This window comes from Faecalibacter rhinopitheci (genome assembly GCF_015234135.1).
Classification (GTDB): Bacteria; Bacteroidota; Bacteroidia; order Flavobacteriales; family Weeksellaceae; genus Empedobacter; species Empedobacter rhinopitheci.
In genome coordinates, this window is sequence record NZ_JADGIK010000005.1 from 65,500 (window position 1) to 82,617 (window position 17,118).

Consider the following 17,118-nt stretch of genomic DNA (forward strand, 5'->3'; position numbering starts at 1 on the left):
ATATCATTGCATTTATATAGTATGAATTAATTTATGTTTCACTTCAAATTTAGGTCCAATTTTCTTTTAATATTTTTTGAAATTATAGAAAAATAATATTTTCTTGAAAAAATATTTTATTTTATTGTATTCATTTTCAATCTATTTAAAACTAAACAAGAATTTATCGGCATTTTTTTTGAAATTTGACTTTTATTTTTCAATTCTTTTCTTATCTTTGCATCAGGCAAGTCCTACACAACCAGCTCCTGTTTAACCCTCCAGGACGGGAACGTAGCAAAGGTATACGGTCGTAGCGGTGTGATGTAGGTCGCTTGCCTTTTTTTATTCTCTAAATATTCCCCTTTCTTTTTTTTACCCACAAATTATTCTTAATTTTGCGACCATTGATTTAATAATTTCAATGGATACAACAAACAAGACACCAAAATACATTTTTGTTACAGGAGGTGTAACATCATCATTAGGAAAAGGAATTGTAGCTTCATCATTAGGGATGCTACTAGAGGCAAGAGGATATCGTGTAACGATCCAAAAACTTGACCCATATATTAACGTGGACCCAGGTACACTTAATCCATACGAACATGGGGAATGTTATGTTACCGAAGATGGTGCAGAAACAGATCTTGATCTTGGTCACTACGAAAGATATTTGAATCGCCCTACTTCCAAGGCTAACTCTGTTACAACAGGTAGAATTTATCAATCTGTTATAGAAAAGGAGCGTCGTGGAGATTACTTAGGAAAAACTGTTCAAGTTATTCCTCATATCACAAACGAAATTAAACGTCGTATTAAACTTCTTGGTAATACTGGGGACTATGATATTGTTATCACAGAAATTGGTGGTACAGTAGGTGATATTGAATCTTTACCTTACATAGAAACTATTCGCCAATTAATTTGGGAACTAGGTGATAATAACTCTTTAGTTATTCATTTAACTTTGGTTCCATATTTAGCTGCTTCAGGTGAATTAAAAACAAAACCTACTCAACATTCAGTTCGTACTTTAATGGAAAGTGGAATTAATGCTAATGTACTTGTAACACGTACAGAGCATCATATTTCTAAAGAAATTAAAGCTAAGTTAGCACAGTTTTGTAATGTTCGTAAAGAAAATGTTATTGAATGTATGGACGCTAATACAATTTATGATGTTCCATTCTTATTACACGAACAAGATTTTGATGAGGTCGTTTTAAAAGGTTTAAATTTATCATATGACCAAAAGCCTGATTTCACAATTTGGAAAAAATTCTTAGAAAGTCATAAAAACCCAACAAATAATGTAGAAATAGCATTAGTTGGAAAATACGTATCATTGCATGACTCTTACAAATCCATTACAGAAGCATTCACTCATGCAGGTGCTGCATGTGAAACTGGTGTAAAAGTAAGATGGGTATACTCTGGAGATTTAACAGAAGATAATGTTGGAGAAAAATTAGCTGGTGTTGCTGGAATATTAATAGCACCTGGTTTTGGTGATAGAGGAATATTAGGTAAAGTAATCGCAGCAAACTATGCACGCCGCAACAATATCCCTACATTAGGAATTTGTCTAGGTATGCAGATTATGGCAATAGAATTTGCTCGTAACGTACTAGGATACGAAAAAGCAGATTCAGCAGAAATGGACTCTCAGACACCTCACCCAGTTATTAGCTTAATGGAAGGTCAGAAAGACATTACTGATAAAGGTGGAACGATGAGATTAGGAAATTGGAAATGTACTTTAGATGAAACTTCTAAGCTATCTACAATTTATAACGCAACAGAAATCTTAGAACGTCACCGTCACCGTTACGAATTTAATAATGAGTACTACGATGAGTTTGTTTCAAACGGGTTAATTCCAGTTGGAAAAAATCCAGAAACTGATTTGGTAGAAATATTAGAACATAAAGAACATCCATATTATATTGGAGTTCAGTTCCATCCAGAATACAAAAGTACAGTTGCTTCACCACATCCACTATTTATTAGTTTTATTGAAGCAGCTTTGTCGAACAAACAAATTGAAACTTTAAATGCAACAAGAGAAAAAATTTGATTTTAATCAAATCATTGCATTTGTTTTAATGGGTCTTTTATTATTTGGTGTAATGTATTGGAATACACCATCTGATGAAGAACTTGAAAAACAAAAGCAAGAGTTAGTCCAAAAGGAAAAACAAGAAAAAGCGAAAGAACAGCAAAATGTTCAAATTGCGCAAAACATTTTTCAGCCTATAGCTGCACAAGAAGCGAAGGATGTTGAAGTTTCTAATGCCAAAATGAATGTAAAATTCGCGGCTAAAGGTGGACAAATTGACGCTGTACAATTAGTTGATTTTACTGCCTATGAAAAAGGTAAAAAAGATGCACCTTTATATTTAGCAAAAGATGGATCAAACTCTTTAAACTTTACTTTTAAAACTAAAGCAGGTGTTGAAGTAAATACGAAAGATTTAATTTTCGTTCCTTCTGTAGAAAAAAATAGTGCAAACTCTATTGTAACAATGACTGCTCAATCGCAAGGTGGGCAAATACAATACATTTATACAATTGGAGATTCATACGGAATTGATTTAGAAATAAAATCGCAAGGATTGTCTAATTTAACAACAGATAAAGAAGTTCTTTTAAGTTGGAAAATGGATGGTTTTAGTACTGAGAAAGGAAAAGATCAAGAGAAATATTGGTCTCATACTTACTTTCAGTTCAAGAATTCTAATGATTTAGAATATGAATTATTTGGATCTGACACTTGGGAAGAAGAAGAACCTATTTCTTGGGTAGCAAATAAACAGCAATTCTTCTCTACAGTTTTATCTTCTGAAGAAGGCTTTAAAAATGGTAAAGGTGGTTCTCAGAACTCTGAAAAAGAAGATGAAAATTTTTCTAAACACTATTTCTTTACATCAGATATAGAGTTAAAAAATGCAGAGTTAAATCATAAATTGACTTTTGACTTTTTACCATTAGAGTATAATATGTTAAAAGAATACAATGATAAAGGTTTCCAAAATTTAATTGATTTTGGATGGGGAATCTTTGGTGGTTTAAACAAGTATTTCTTTTTATATGTATTTAAAATATTAGCAAACTTCGGAATTCAGTATGGATGGGTAATTTTCTTAATGACAATTGTTGTTAAGCTAATCTTATCTCCTATTATGTACAAACAATATCGTCAATCTGCTTTAATGAAAGTTTTAAAACCTGAATTAAATGAGATCAACGAAAAGTACAAAGATTCTAAAGATGCAATGAAGAAACAACAAGCAACGATGGAAATATATCGTAATGCTGGTGTAAATCCTTTAGCTGGATGTTTACCTGCATTATTACAAATTCCAATTTTCTATGCTTTATTCCGTTTCTTCCCTAACTTAATTGATTTAAGAGGTAAGCCATTTTTATTTGCAGGAGATTTAACAGCATTTGATGATTTAATCAAAATTCCAGAATGGATTCCAGTTTTAGATGGACACTTATCAATCTTTGCAATGTTATACGTTGTAGCGATGTTAGTATACTTTAAAGTTTCTGGATCAATGGATAATTTCCAAATGCCACAACAAGAAGGAATGCCTAATATGGAATTCATGAAATACATGATGTATATTATGCCTATTTTCTTCTTTGTATTCCTTAATAATTATGCTTCTGGATTATCATGGTATTACTTAGTATCTAATACGATTAACATTGGTATTGTACTTTACATTAAGAAAGTAATGATTAATGAAAGTAAGATTCATGAGATATTAGCTAAAAACAAAGCAAAGCCTAAAAAAGAAGGTAAGTTTGCTTCTCGTATGCAAGATATGATGAAAAAAGCTCAAGAAATGCAAGAGCAACAACAGCAAACCAAAAAAAATAAAAAGTAAGAAATAATATTCTTCATATATTTTCTAATCCGTTAATAATAATTAACGGATTTTTTTATTCAATACAGACACTAAAATAAATTAATGCCAAAAAATTGAATAACAAATAATTAAATAACAACATTCATATTACTGGTGTACATGTTACACATTTTTTTAATAAATTGTTTGTTATTTATTTTATTACGTGTATTATTGTCTGCATTTAATAATCATTATGGAAAATATTTACTCTTTAAAAGACCAAACAGCAAATCCTGGGCCTTTAGGTTTATATGGATTTGCATTAACAACTATTTTATTAAATATTCATAATGCAGGATTCTTTCCTGTTAATAGTATGATAATGGGAATGGGTGTGTTTTTTGGCGGTGGAGCACAGTTTGTAGCTGGTGTGATGGAATGGAAAAAAGGAAATAATTTTGGAAGTATCGCATTTATGTCCTACGGTGCATTTTGGTTATCCTTAGTTTTTTTATGGTTGGCACCAATTTTAGGAGCTGAGAAACCTGATGGGAATGCGATGGGATGCTACCTAGGAATTTGGGGAATATTCACATTAGTCAATTTTATCCAAACATTAAAAGGACATACAGTTGGGAAACTATTATTTGGATCATTAACATTACTATTCTTTTTACTAGCTGCAGGTAATTTTACTGGTAGCGAACAAATTTTAAATATCGCAGGTTGGGTTGGAATTGTGTGTGGCTCGATAGCTTTTTACGAAGCGTCTGCTATTATGATAAACTTAAGATTTGAAAAGAATTTACTTCCTCTTTAATATTAAAAAAGGCTTAAACGAATGTTTAAGCCTTTTTTTTAATTATATAATTATCGCACTGCAACTTTTCTGTATATAAATAATAAGATAAGTGATCCAGCAATTGCAACTAAAAAGCCGCCTATAGACCAATTATTTGGGTCATAATTTAAAAATAGTGTTGAAATCCAACCTCCTAGAACTGCACCTATAATTCCTATAAGCATAGTCACCCAAAATCCTCCTGGGTCTGAACCTGGCATAATTGCTTTTGCAATTGCTCCTGCGATAACTCCGAAAATAGCCCATGAAATCCAATTCATAAGGAACGAAAAAATTAAAGCTGATGTAATCATAATAATTTAGTTTATGGTTTATATGTTAAATAAACCTTAACTAAAATCATACCAAGTTGAAATTGAATATATAAAACTTGTTTTTTTGTACATTTGTTTAAAATAAAAACACACTATGTCTTTAATTAAATCAATTTCAGGATTTAGAGGAACAATTGGAGGAAAACCAGGCGATAACTTAACACCAATAGATGCAGTTAAGTTTGCTGCCGCTTATGGTACTTGGTTAAAAAATCAAACAAAAAAAGATTCATATAAAGTTGTAATAGGACGTGATGCTCGCATATCAGGACAAATGATTTCACAATTAGTTTGTTCAACTTTACAAGGATTAGGAATTAATGTTATTGATCTAGATTTATCTACAACACCAACAGTTGAGGTAATGGTAACACATTTAAATGCTGATGGTGGAATAATTTTAACTGCATCTCATAATCCAAAACAATGGAATGCCTTAAAATTATTAAACGGAAAAGGTGAATTTGTTTCTGCCGAAGATGGTGCAGAAATTTTAGCGACTGTAGATGCTGATGATTATCAGTTTGCAGAAGTTGATGATTTAGGTACTTATGAAACATTTGAGAATGCCATCGCTCTACATATTGATCAAATATTAGATTTACCTTTAGTTAACGTAGAAGCTATTAAAGCAAAGAAATTTAAAGTTGCTATTGACGCTGTAAATTCTACTGGTGGTATTTCAATTCCTAATTTATTAGATAAGTTAGGCGTTGATTACATTAAAATGTATTGTGAGCCTACAGGTCATTTTCCACACAATCCAGAACCCTTAAAAGAACACTTAGGTGATATTTGTGCTAAAGTGTTAGAAGAAAAAGCAGATTTCGGAATTGTAGTGGATCCTGATGTTGATCGTTTGGCTATAATCGACGAAAAAGGAAATATGTTTGGGGAAGAATATACGCTAGTTGCTGTTGCTGACTATGTTTTAGGAAAAACACCATCAGCTACTGTATCTAACTTATCATCTTCTCGTGCATTGAGAGATATTGCTGAGAAACATGGCCAAAGCTACTCACCTTCTGCAGTAGGAGAAGTAAATGTTGTTATGGAAATGAAGGCAACTGGCGCAAAAATTGGTGGCGAAGGTAATGGTGGAATTATTTATCCAGAATTACACTATGGTCGCGATTCTTTAGTAGGTATAGCTTTATTCTTATCTCATTTAGCAGAAAAAGAAATTTCAGTTTCTGAATTAAGAGCATCTTACCCAGCCTATTTCATGGCGAAAAAGAAAATTGAATTGACACCAGAAATCAATGTTGATCATTTATTAGAACAGGTTCAAGATCTTTATAAAACTGAACAAATAAATACTGTAGATGGTGTGAAAATTGATTTTCCAAATGAATGGGTTCACCTAAGAAAATCAAATACAGAACCTATTATCCGCATTTACACAGAAAGTACTTCTGAAGAATCTGCCAATTTATTAGCTGATAAAATGATTGCAAGCATTCAATCAATTATTTAAAATACATATGTTAATTAGTTGTGCAAAACTATAAATAATGAAAAATGCTTTTTTTTAAAAGCATTTTTCTATTTTAGAAAGGAATTATGGAGGATGAGTTTTTAAACAATGAATTGATTGAACAATTCGAAAAAATGTTGGATCAAAGAGAGCATATCTATTTTGATTCTGAGCAATTATTAGAAATAATTTCATTTTATATTGATGTAAACGATTTTGAGTATGCTAAAAAAGCTATAGCATATGCCTATGAATTGTATCCTGACAATTATGAATTGAAGATTAAACAAATTGAATATTTCCTTGTATTGAGCCAATTAAAAAAAGCAGCAGAGCTAATTAAGGAGTTGAAAGAAATCGCATCTGAAGATTTAGAATATCAGCTTGTTGTAGCACGTTTTTGGGCCATTAAAAATTTCCCTAAAAAAGCAATAGAATTTTATCTTAAAGCTGCAAAACATGAGGAAGATTTAGACTTTATATATAATTGTATCGGGAATGAATATCTCAATATTGAGGATATTGAAAATGCATTGATATATTTTAAGAAAGGTTTAGATTTTAGTGATGATAATGATTATTCATTCTTTTCAATTATACAATGTTATAACGAATTGCATCAACCCGAAAAATGCATCGATTTTTTGAAAGATTATATTGATGAAAATCCTTTTGCTGAGGAAGCTTGGGCACAATTAGGTAGCCAATATGACAAGGTAAATAAATTAGAAGAAGCCTTAGAAGCTTTTGACTATGTTACAGTAATTAACCCTACTAGTATTTCAGGACATTCTCAGAAGGCAGTTATGTTACAAAAACTTGCTCGTTACGAAGAAGCTATATTGTGCTACGAAGAGACATTAGAATATGATGATTCTGCAGCTATTACATATTTAAAAATTGGCGAGTGTTACGAAAAATTACACCAACCTTTAAAAGCTCTAAAATCATATCATCTTTCGATAAAAGAGGATCCTCAATTAGATAAAGTATGGGGTAAAACAGCAAACTTATATTCAAGCTTGGAAAATTATCAAGAAGCGCTGTTCTATATTAATAGAGCTCTAGATCTTGATAGTCAAAATATTGATTATTGGAAAACTCACTGCTATATTTTAATTAAACTTGGATTATATGAAGAAGCAATCCAAAGTTACAGAACAATTGTTGAAATAGAACCTATGTATCTTAACAATTGGCTTGCTCTTATAGAAGCAAACATTGTAATGGAAGAATATGAGATTGCCATCAAAGAAAGTTTACTTGCTTTAATACACTTTAATAGATCTGAAATTTATTACCAATTAAGCTGTTGCTATTTTCATTTGGGAGATGAAAAACTAGGTAACGAAGCTTTTCATAAAGCCCTAGAATTAGACAAAACTAAAAAAGAGGAATTTTTAGAAAAATATCCTATTTTACAAAAATACTTCTCTGAAACAAGGGACTAAAATTGTTTTCCTTATATAATTGATTTTTAAATTACTTTAAAAACAAATACTATTCAGTATTTTTAGAGTATATTTAAAAGTCAATTTTAAAATATGAATTTAGTCGCACATCAATTTTTATCCTTCAATAATCCCTCCATACAAATTGGTAATTTGTTGGGTGAAATAGTAAAAGGCAATAAATTCAATGCTTATCCAACAGATATAAAAAAAGGAATTTTACTACATCGTGAGATCGATTCTTATACTGATTCGCATGAAATTGTAAAACGCAGTACTACGTATTTTCATACAACACATCATAAATATTCTCCTATTATTGTAGATTTACTATATGATTATTTTTTAATCAAGCATTGGAGAAAATACCACCCAACTTCATTCTATTTATTCAAACAAAATTGTTATGAGTTATTTATTCATAACTATGATAATTTCCCAGCAGAGTTACAATATATGCTAGATTATATGTTAAAACAGGACTGGTTTGAGAATTATAGTTCATTAGAAGGTATTCAAAAAACATTAATTGGATTGAGCAAAAGAACTAAATTTGTTAATAATTTAGGAAATTCTTTACCTGCTATTCAACTTTATGAAAATGAAATTGAACAAGATTTCCTTGAATTTTTTCCTGATTTAATTAATCATTGTCAACGATATATTAAAGAAAATTAATAATAAATATTATATTACTACGCTATAACAAACAAAAATTAGATTCCAAAAAAAATAAAAACCACAATGGATTTAACATTCAATAAAAGAGAAGATTACAATAAATTGCAACTGTCTAAATTAAGAAATAAATTAAATGAGGTTTATTTAGGCGGTGGAAAAAAAAGAATTGAAGCACACAAAAATAAAGGCAAATTAACTGCAAGAGAAAGAATTGATTATCTATTAGATGATAATAAACCATCTATAGAAATTGGAGCTTTGGTTGGAGATGAAATGTACCAAGAACACGGCGGATGTCCTTCGGGAGGCGTAGTAATAAAAATTGGTTATGTTTCTGGTAAGCAATGTATAGTAGTAGCAAATGACGCAACTGTAAAAGCTGGTGCTTGGTTCCCAATAACTGGGAAGAAAAACTTAAGAGCACAAGAAATTGCAATGGAAAATAAATTGCCTATTATTTATTTAGTAGATAGTGCCGGTGTTTATCTACCTATGCAAGATGAAATTTTCCCTGATAAAGAACATTTTGGACGTATTTTTCGTAATAATGCCATTATGTCTTCTATGGGAATCACTCAAATAGCTGCTGTTATGGGAAGTTGTGTAGCTGGTGGAGCTTATTTACCAATAATGAGTGATGAAGCGCTAATAGTAGATAAAACTGGCTCTATATTTTTAGCAGGAAGTTATCTAGTAAAAGCTGCTATTGGAGAAGATATTGATAACGAAACACTTGGTGGTGCAACTACACATTGTGAAATTTCTGGTGTTACGGATTATAAAGCAAAAGACGACCAAGATTGCCTGAATAGAATTAAATCAGTTATGTCTAAAATTGGAGATTATGATAAAGCTGGATTTAATAGAATAGAATCATCAAAACCATCTTTGGATGAAAAAGAAATTTACGGCATTTTACCTATTTCCAGAGCTGAACAATATGATATGTATGAAATTATCAAACGTTTGGTTGATAACTCAGAATTTGATGAATATAAAGCAGATTATGGTAAAACAATAATAACTGCATATGCACGTATCGACGGATGGGCTGTTGGGATTGTTGCTAATCAACGAAAAATTGTAAAGTCCGTAAAAGACGGAATGCAGTTTGGTGGTGTAATTTACTCTGATTCTGCTGATAAAGCTACCCGATTTATTGCTAATTGTAACCAAAAGAAAATTCCTTTAGTATTTTTACAAGACGTAACAGGATTTATGGTAGGTTCAAAATCCGAACATGGAGGAATTATAAAAGATGGTGCGAAAATGGTAAATGCAGTTTCTAACTCGGTAGTTCCAAAGTTCACAATAGTAATCGGAAATTCATATGGAGCTGGTAATTATGCGATGTGTGGAAAAGCTTACGACCCAAGACTAATTGCTGCTTGGCCTTCTGCTCAATTAGCAGTTATGGGAGGAGAACAGGCTGCTAAAGTTCTTTTACAAATTCAGGAAGCAACTTTAAAAAGTAAAGGAGTAGAAATTGATGAGGTTAAAAAAGAAGAACTTCTTAAAGAGATTACAGATAAATACACTGCACAAACTAGTCCCTATTATGCTGCATCTAGATTATGGACTGATGGTATAATTGATCCACTAGATACGCGTAAATGGATTTCATTAGGTATTGAGGCTGCAGATCATGCTCCTATTGAGAAACAGTTTAACTTAGGTGTGATACAAGTTTAATATAACTTATAAATAACTAAAAAGGAGAGTTCGATTTAAGAGCTCTCCTTTTTTATATTACAGTTTTAATGATATAATTTATATCTTTCTTAAAACTCCAATTTTTTACATATTCTATATTTATTTTCACCTTATCTGGCCACAAAACGTTATCGTTATACCAAATTGGATTATCTACTTTCGAAAGTATTTCTTCTTCCTTTCTATACTTTAACTGTGCTGGCCCTGTAATTCCAGGCTTTACTTGTAGCATCAAGCGATCTTCTCCCTTTAGTATATCTGCATATCCTTCCACATCGGGCCGAGGTCCTACAAAGCTCATTTCCCCTTTCAATATATTAATAAGCTGAGGTAGTTCATCTAATTTATAATCCCTAAAAAACTGTCCAATTTTTGTAATTTCGTGAGATGAAGTAGTAATTGTATCTTTTTGTATTCCTCTCATTGTTCTAATTTTATAAATTAAAAAAACTTTACCACACTTACCTACTCTTCTTTGCTTAAAAAGGCCAAAATCTTTTGTATCTAAAGTCGAAATAAAAATCATACAAATGATTAATCCTACTAATAAAATTAGTAGGATTAATGCCATTATATAATCAAATATACTCTTTATTAACATATTAGAAGAAACGTTCTTTAATTCTAAAAAATAAACGTTTAACCTTTCCTTTCAGTGAATCATCAAAAATTTGGTCTTCATCAAAATACCCATAACCGTACCCATATCCATAACCGTATCCATAACCGTATCCAGCTCGAACTTTGAATCCGTTAATGATAACACCAACATTTTTTATTTCTCCTTCGTCATATTTATTAGAAATAGTATTTATAAAATTCTTTTCAGAATAATTATATCTCGTAATATATAATGTACAGTCTGCATACTTCATCAAATCATAAGAATCAGCTACAAGCCCAATTGGTGGAGAATCTATAACAATAAAATCATATCTATCTTTAAGTTCTCTAAAGAACTCATCCATATGTTTACTTAAAATTAATTCAGAAGGATTTGGTGGTATTGGACCTGCTGTGATAATATCTAAATTAGGTAAAACTGTATTTTGAATAATATCTTCTAATTTCGCATTTCCTGTAATATAATTTGTAACTCCTAACTTGTTACTGATTTTAAAATCATCAAATATTTTAGGTTTACGCAAATCCATCCCAATCAAAATAGCTTTCTTATCAGTAGAACCTAATACAGTTGACAAGTTCATCGATGTAAAAGTTTTTCCTTCACCACCAATAAATGACGTCATTAAAATCGTTTTATTAGTTGGATGTAAAGGCTCATCTCTATACAAAAACTTAAGATTTGATCGTATAGCTCTAAAAGATTCTGATAAACCTGATTTTGGACTATTTAAAACAATTAATGCGGAATTATCCCCCAAATCACCAACTGTACCAACTAAAGGAATATGAGTTCTGGAAGTAATATCTTTAATCGTTTTAACTTTAAAATCAAGTAATTCTTTAATTACGACATATAACAAAGGAAGAACCAATCCTATTGCTAAAGCAATTAGGTAATTCTTTTTCGTATCCGGACCAATTGGTGCCTGGTTTAGATTTTTTGCTGGATCTATAATCGTAATATCAGAGATATTAGAAGCTAATGTTAGCCCTGTAGCATTTAATTGAGAAATTAAGCTAGAATATAAATTATTATTCATTTCAAAAGCACGGTTAGCTTCTAAAAACTCAATTTCTTGAAAAGGCAATTCTTCAACTTTAAATTCAATTTCTTGAATTTTAGCATTTACTTGTGCTAAATCAGTATTTAATTTTGTAATATGTGCATTAACAATGTTATCTATAGCTAATCTTGCTTCAGCTATTTTTTGATCTATATTTCTGATCTCTGTGGTATTCTTTTGGAATTGTTTAAGTAATTCTAATTTTTGATTTTCTAAAGCTTCTAATTTACTTACATTCGACATGAAAAAAGAAACATCTAATCCTGCAATGTTTAATGCGATTAAATTATTAATACTAGAATTTGATTTTGGAGTTAATGTGCGCAAAGCACTAATTCTCTCCTCTAACATTAATTTTTCCTTATCATATTGAGTTAAACTAGAAAGAATTTGAGATTTTTTAGCATCAAAATTATAGATACCGTTTTTCTTTTGTAATTCTTGTAAATTAGCTGTTGCACTATCCAGCTTAAATCTTATACGCTTTATTTGTTCAGTTAAATATGTCCTAGTTTTAATAGACGTAATATTTTTCTCAGCTAATTCAGTTTCAATTAAAACACCAATCGACTTATTTAATAAATCTACAGACTCATTTAAACTCTTTGAATTTTTTGAAACAGAAATAATACTTGCAATTTTTGAAGCCTGAACGACATTAAAATTTTGCATAACTCTTCTAGTTGCTTCTGGCATAGAAACAAGCATAAAGCTGTATTTATTTGTATCAAAATGTTTTAAATTCTTTTTTACTCTAAACTTATAATTTTTAGTTTCTATCCACTGATTGTAGACACCTTGAGAAGGTAAAGAAAGTTTTGCATTCGAAATTATACTATCGTTCATATAATTATACAGCTTTCCGTCTTCGTTCAAAACTTTTATTTTAAACTTAGTAGCAGAAAGATTTTCAATAGAAATTTCAGATCTAATAATTTGATTATGAGCAGTATCAATTTCAATTGTAAAAGGTGCATCTAATTTATAAATATCAGATTTTTTAATTTTTCCCTCTTCATAATAAAATATGAATGAAGATGTTTTCTTAACCACTTTTTCATTATGAACACGGGAAGATAAAGTATAAGATAATGCATCTACTTTATTACTATTTCCACCCCATATAAAGTTGATAGAATTGTTAGCTGTAGAATTATTAGCAGAATTACTTGAAATTTTAAAAGTCGTAGATGCGCTATATATTTTATCAAATTTCCAATTGTTTAGATAATAGGCAATAAGTAAACAAATTATTGTTGATAATATATATAAAGGCCATGCTGAGATTAATCGAGGTATTAACCTTTCAATATCAATGATATCTCCTTTCTTTTGTTGTTTTTTAGTTTGATTATCCATTAAAAGCGATCAAAAAATAAATACACACCTAAGATTGTTCCTAACACTCCCATAACCGTAGTTACAACAGATAACGGATTAAGTCCTACACCCCATACTTTCTCTTTACGAGGATTAACAACAATGATATCATTATTCTGAATCCAATAATATTCTGAATTCATGATTGATTCTTTGGTTAAATCTACATTTACTTGTTTAGACCCATCTGGAGTTGTACGAATAATTCGTACATTTTTTAAATCAGCATAGATATTATTATTACCAGTTCTTGCAAAAGCTTCGATAATGGTCATATCTTTTTTATTTGCTCTAAAAACACCGTTATTAGTTTCTCCGACAATTGTATACTCGATACCTGCTAAATTAACATCTATATAAGTACCTTCTGGTGTATATATTTTATAGAATTCACCTTCAATTTTTTCTCTAGCTTGTTTTATAGTTAAACCTTCAACTTCAATTTTACCAATCCTCGGTAATTCAATTTTACCATCTTCTCTTACCATAACACCTTGATTTTGATTTTGAGAGAAAGTTCTATTTCCTGAAGTAGTAAAATCACTTAAAATACCTAAAGTTGATGGGTTGACAGAAGAAACATTTATCAATAACATATCATTTTTTTGAATATAGTATTCTGGAATATTATATTCAATCATTCCTTTACTATCCAACTTTAAATTTGAATCTGGCTGAATTAATTGTACATCTTTTAGAGATATACAAGATGTAATCATTGATATGATAAATAATATGAATGTCTTATTTAATATTTTTTCCATCATGTTTTTTGGTTAGTGTTATTAATATAGGTAAGATATCTTAATAAGGCAACAAAGCTAATTGAAAGTAGTAAAAATATCAAAAAAAGTTTGTTGATTTCTAAATTTCTCAAATAATATCCTATTATGACGAATACTATATTTATTATGACAATAATTATAGTAGTTTGTATATGTGTATATCCCAATTTTAAAATTTGATGATGCAAATGATTTTTGTCGGGCTTCAAAGGATGTTTCTTTTGTAAAACTCTTACAATAAAAACATTTAATGTATCTATAACCGGAATGGCAAAAATAAATAATAATAGTACTGGAGCAGTAACTATACTATAAGATGGCAATCCTGCTATGTACAAAAATCGAATAGCCATAAAAGTTAATATAAAACCTATTACCATAGATCCAGTATCACCCATGAAGATTTTGAATCTTTCAGACAAATTATATTTTAGAAATCCAACCAATACTGCTACAATTGATATTGCTAATATTCCTATGCTATAATCAAAAATTCTATAAAATATAAAAATAAAAGCTAGTGAAATTACTATACCAACACCTGATGCTAATCCATCAATTCCGTCAATTAGGTTGTATGCATTAATTAAAACAATAAAAACTATATATGTAATTATAACACCTACCCAATAATTCAGTTCATAAATTCCAAAAAGTCCATAAAAAGAATTAATCATTATTCCTGACCCAAAAATAATTAATGTAGTACTTATTAATTGAGCATAAAGTTTTTTATCCGGAGCTACTACTAATAGATCATCCATTAGACCCACGAAAAATAATATTGTAATGGCTGATAAAAAGAAGGCATAATTAGCTCCTAATTCTGTTGCAAAAATAGAAGTGGATACAACTATCCCAAAAAAAAGTGCTACACCTCCCAAGGTTGGTACCTTGTTCACATGTGAGCTCCTTGCCTCAGGTACATCCATCAATCCTTTTTTGAAAGATATTCTTATAATCTTTGGGATAGATATGATTGTTATAAAAAAAGCAAATGAAAAAGCTCCGATTATATTAATATATACAGGAGAAATACTAAGTTGATATAAGAAATCTAAAAGTCTAAAGTTTTCCATATTTCTTAAGTCCATTTAAGCCCCAACTCAGTGTATAAAAACCTGATTTAAGTAAATTCATATTTAAATGTTTATAATACAAATTAAATTGCATTTTTGCTATAATTAGTTTATTTCGAGAAACGGAATTATCTCTAATCCTATAAATTCCAAGCGGTTCAGTTATTGCTCGTGCGTATTTCACTTTCTGAAGCAATTCTATCCACATTGCATGATCTTCTCTCAGTTCGACAGATGGAAAATAAATCTTACCGATTCGCTTTGTATCGTAAACAGAAGTTAGCATAGGAATTGGACAATTATATAAAATTCTATTTTTATCAATAAAATCTTCTGCTATAAAATCATCTAATATTTCTTCTAAATTCTCATTTACCCGCTTATAAGTTGAATAGACTAATTCTTCATTCTCAAATTTCAGATAATTTACAGATTTTTCTAAAAAATCTTTCATCCAAATATCATCACTATCAATAAAAGTAATATATCTTCCCTGGGCTATATCTAATGCTTTATTCCTCGATATGGCAGCTCCAGAATTTATTTTATTTATACTAAGATTAATACGTGTATCATTAAATGATTTAATTATATCCATTGATCTATCGGTAGAACAATCATCAACAATAATCCATTCCCAATTAGTATAACTCTGATTTTTTATGGATTCATATGTTTCAGTAATATACTTTTCTGAGTTATAACAAGGTGTTATTATTGAAACTAATTCTTCCATATCCCATATATTGATTCATTACTAAAGAAGGTTTTATAATTTGCAAAATTAGATTTATGACCTTGTTTATATTGAAACCAAAAAATCAGAAAAATAGTATAAAATACAAAACTATAGTATAAAAGATTTCTTTTTAATTGATCTCCTGAAAATATATAAACTAATCTTGAAACTGTTAATCCTAAAAAAACAAGATAGTACCCTGGCAAACGTATTCCAAAAATACCTTTTCCTAAAAAGAAATATAAAACAATACCCATTAATAATAAATTTCTAAACATGCAATACAGTTTATCATGTTCAGCATATTTATTATATATAATAATAGACATTGTTGTTAAAACCTTTACTATATCTCCTACTGCTATCGCGGATTCTGTATCTAAATCTGATTGATAATCTGCAAATTTTTCTTGTCCAAAAGGCATAAACTCCATAATAACTTCTATTATAGAGGTTAATCCTAAATAATTACCTAAAATAGCTACAGTTACAATCCATCCCATTAATAATTGATTGAATTTAACTCGTACAATCCAATAAGCTAAAATAAAAACAATACATGATTCATGAAATTGATAAGCTATTACAATACATAGTATAAATTTTAGTAATTTCTTATCAATTATATATTTTATTGAATATAAAGTTATAGCACATGCCATACCTTGCCGAATATGTACATGTTCTTCAAACATAAATGTAGGTATGGCATACATAAATAAAGCTAGTGCAGGTAAACCAGTATATTTATATATCGTTAAAGATTTTAAGTAGAGTGAAATAATAACTAACGTTAAAGATAGCATTCCAAAGCCAAAACCTATATCATTATAAATTTTATTAAAAACTATATAGCCAATCTCCATTGATTGATAATCACTATATCGTTTTAAATCATTCCAATCAATAATATCAATATCCCTAAAAGCTCTGAAATAAGCTATCCAATCCGGACTAAGACCATAACCTAATCCAGCAGTTAGCATCATTATCACAACAATTATTTTATACCATTGCTTACTTGTTTTTTCTCCTTTCGAAAATTCTAAAAAAGAAGTTATTACCAGTAATGTGAAAATTAAATAATAAATAAAACTCATG

The 17,118-nt window shown here is 29.6% G+C and carries 14 protein-coding genes and 1 other RNA gene; 8 read left to right on the forward strand and 7 right to left on the reverse strand.

Annotated features, from left to right (window positions below; translation table 11 throughout):
• Positions 1-224: 224 nt before the first annotated feature.
• From ffs to IM532_RS08315, 4 genes are all read left to right on the forward strand, one after another.
• Positions 225-323, forward strand: an RNA gene (gene ffs / locus IM532_RS08300) — signal recognition particle sRNA small type.
• Between the two features lie 80 nt (positions 324-403).
• Positions 404-2,059, forward strand: coding sequence for a CTP synthase (locus IM532_RS08305; protein WP_194182994.1), 1,656 nt, complete (start codon positions 404-406; stop codon positions 2,057-2,059).
• A complete protein-coding gene (yidC, locus tag IM532_RS08310) occupies positions 2,037-3,881 on the forward strand; it encodes a membrane protein insertase YidC (protein WP_194182995.1) in 1,845 nt (614 codons plus the stop codon). Before IM532_RS08305 ends, yidC begins: the two co-directional genes overlap by 23 nt.
• A 217-nt stretch (positions 3,882-4,098) precedes the next feature.
• Positions 4,099-4,665 carry an acetate uptake transporter gene (locus IM532_RS08315; RefSeq protein ID WP_194182996.1) on the forward strand — a complete coding sequence of 189 codons (567 nt, stop codon included), beginning with the start codon at positions 4,099-4,101 and terminating at the stop codon, positions 4,663-4,665.
• Between the two features lie 50 nt (positions 4,666-4,715).
• Here the strand turns inward: IM532_RS08315 and IM532_RS08320 are convergent, their stop codons facing one another.
• Positions 4,716-5,000, reverse strand: coding sequence for a GlsB/YeaQ/YmgE family stress response membrane protein (locus IM532_RS08320; RefSeq protein ID WP_449533907.1), 285 nt, complete (start codon positions 4,998-5,000; stop codon positions 4,716-4,718).
• Positions 5,001-5,115: 115 nt separating this feature from the next.
• Here IM532_RS08320 and glmM point away from each other — a divergent pair, with 115 nt between their 5' ends.
• From glmM to IM532_RS08340, 4 genes are all read left to right on the forward strand, one after another.
• Entirely contained in the window at positions 5,116-6,498 is a 1,383-nt protein-coding gene (gene glmM / locus IM532_RS08325) for a phosphoglucosamine mutase (RefSeq protein WP_194182997.1), read from the forward strand.
• An 86-nt stretch (positions 6,499-6,584) separates the two neighbouring features.
• Positions 6,585-7,949, forward strand: a complete 1,365-nt coding sequence (locus IM532_RS08330; protein WP_194182998.1) for a tetratricopeptide repeat protein — start codon at positions 6,585-6,587, stop codon at positions 7,947-7,949.
• Between the two features lie 93 nt (positions 7,950-8,042).
• The gene (locus IM532_RS08335) at positions 8,043-8,627 is read left to right on the forward strand and encodes an acyl carrier protein phosphodiesterase (protein ID WP_194182999.1); all 585 of its coding nucleotides are present in this window, start codon (positions 8,043-8,045) and stop codon (positions 8,625-8,627) included.
• Between the two features lie 66 nt (positions 8,628-8,693).
• Entirely contained in the window at positions 8,694-10,322 is a 1,629-nt protein-coding gene (locus IM532_RS08340; protein WP_194183000.1) for an acyl-CoA carboxylase subunit beta, read from the forward strand.
• A 52-nt stretch (positions 10,323-10,374) separates the two neighbouring features.
• Here IM532_RS08340 and IM532_RS08345 read toward each other — a convergent pair whose 3' ends face one another.
• From IM532_RS08345 to IM532_RS08370, 6 genes are read right to left on the reverse strand one after another with little or no spacing between them, the layout of a single operon-like run.
• The gene (locus IM532_RS08345; protein ID WP_194183001.1) at positions 10,375-10,944 is read right to left on the reverse strand and encodes a sugar transferase; all 570 of its coding nucleotides are present in this window, start codon (positions 10,942-10,944) and stop codon (positions 10,375-10,377) included.
• 1 nt (position 10,945) lies between these two features.
• Entirely contained in the window at positions 10,946-13,393 is a 2,448-nt protein-coding gene (locus tag IM532_RS08350) for an exopolysaccharide transport family protein (RefSeq protein ID WP_194183002.1), read from the reverse strand.
• Positions 13,393-14,178 (reverse strand): polysaccharide biosynthesis/export family protein, encoded by a 786-nt coding sequence (locus IM532_RS08355; RefSeq protein WP_228063692.1) that lies wholly within the window; start codon positions 14,176-14,178, stop codon positions 13,393-13,395. Before IM532_RS08355 ends, IM532_RS08350 begins: the two co-directional genes overlap by 1 nt.
• Complete coding sequence (locus IM532_RS08360) at positions 14,178-15,278, reverse strand: MraY family glycosyltransferase (protein WP_194183003.1); 1,101 nt, start codon at positions 15,276-15,278, stop codon at positions 14,178-14,180. Before IM532_RS08360 ends, IM532_RS08355 begins: the two co-directional genes overlap by 1 nt.
• Positions 15,265-16,014: a glycosyltransferase family 2 protein gene (locus IM532_RS08365; RefSeq protein ID WP_194183004.1), complete on the reverse strand. Its 750-nt coding sequence runs from the start codon at positions 16,012-16,014 to the stop codon at positions 15,265-15,267. Before IM532_RS08365 ends, IM532_RS08360 begins: the two co-directional genes overlap by 14 nt.
• Positions 16,002-17,117, reverse strand: a complete 1,116-nt coding sequence (locus IM532_RS08370; protein WP_194183005.1) for an EpsG family protein — start codon at positions 17,115-17,117, stop codon at positions 16,002-16,004. The genes IM532_RS08365 and IM532_RS08370 overlap by 13 nt, the downstream gene beginning before the upstream one ends.
• Position 17,118: the final 1 nt, after the last annotated feature.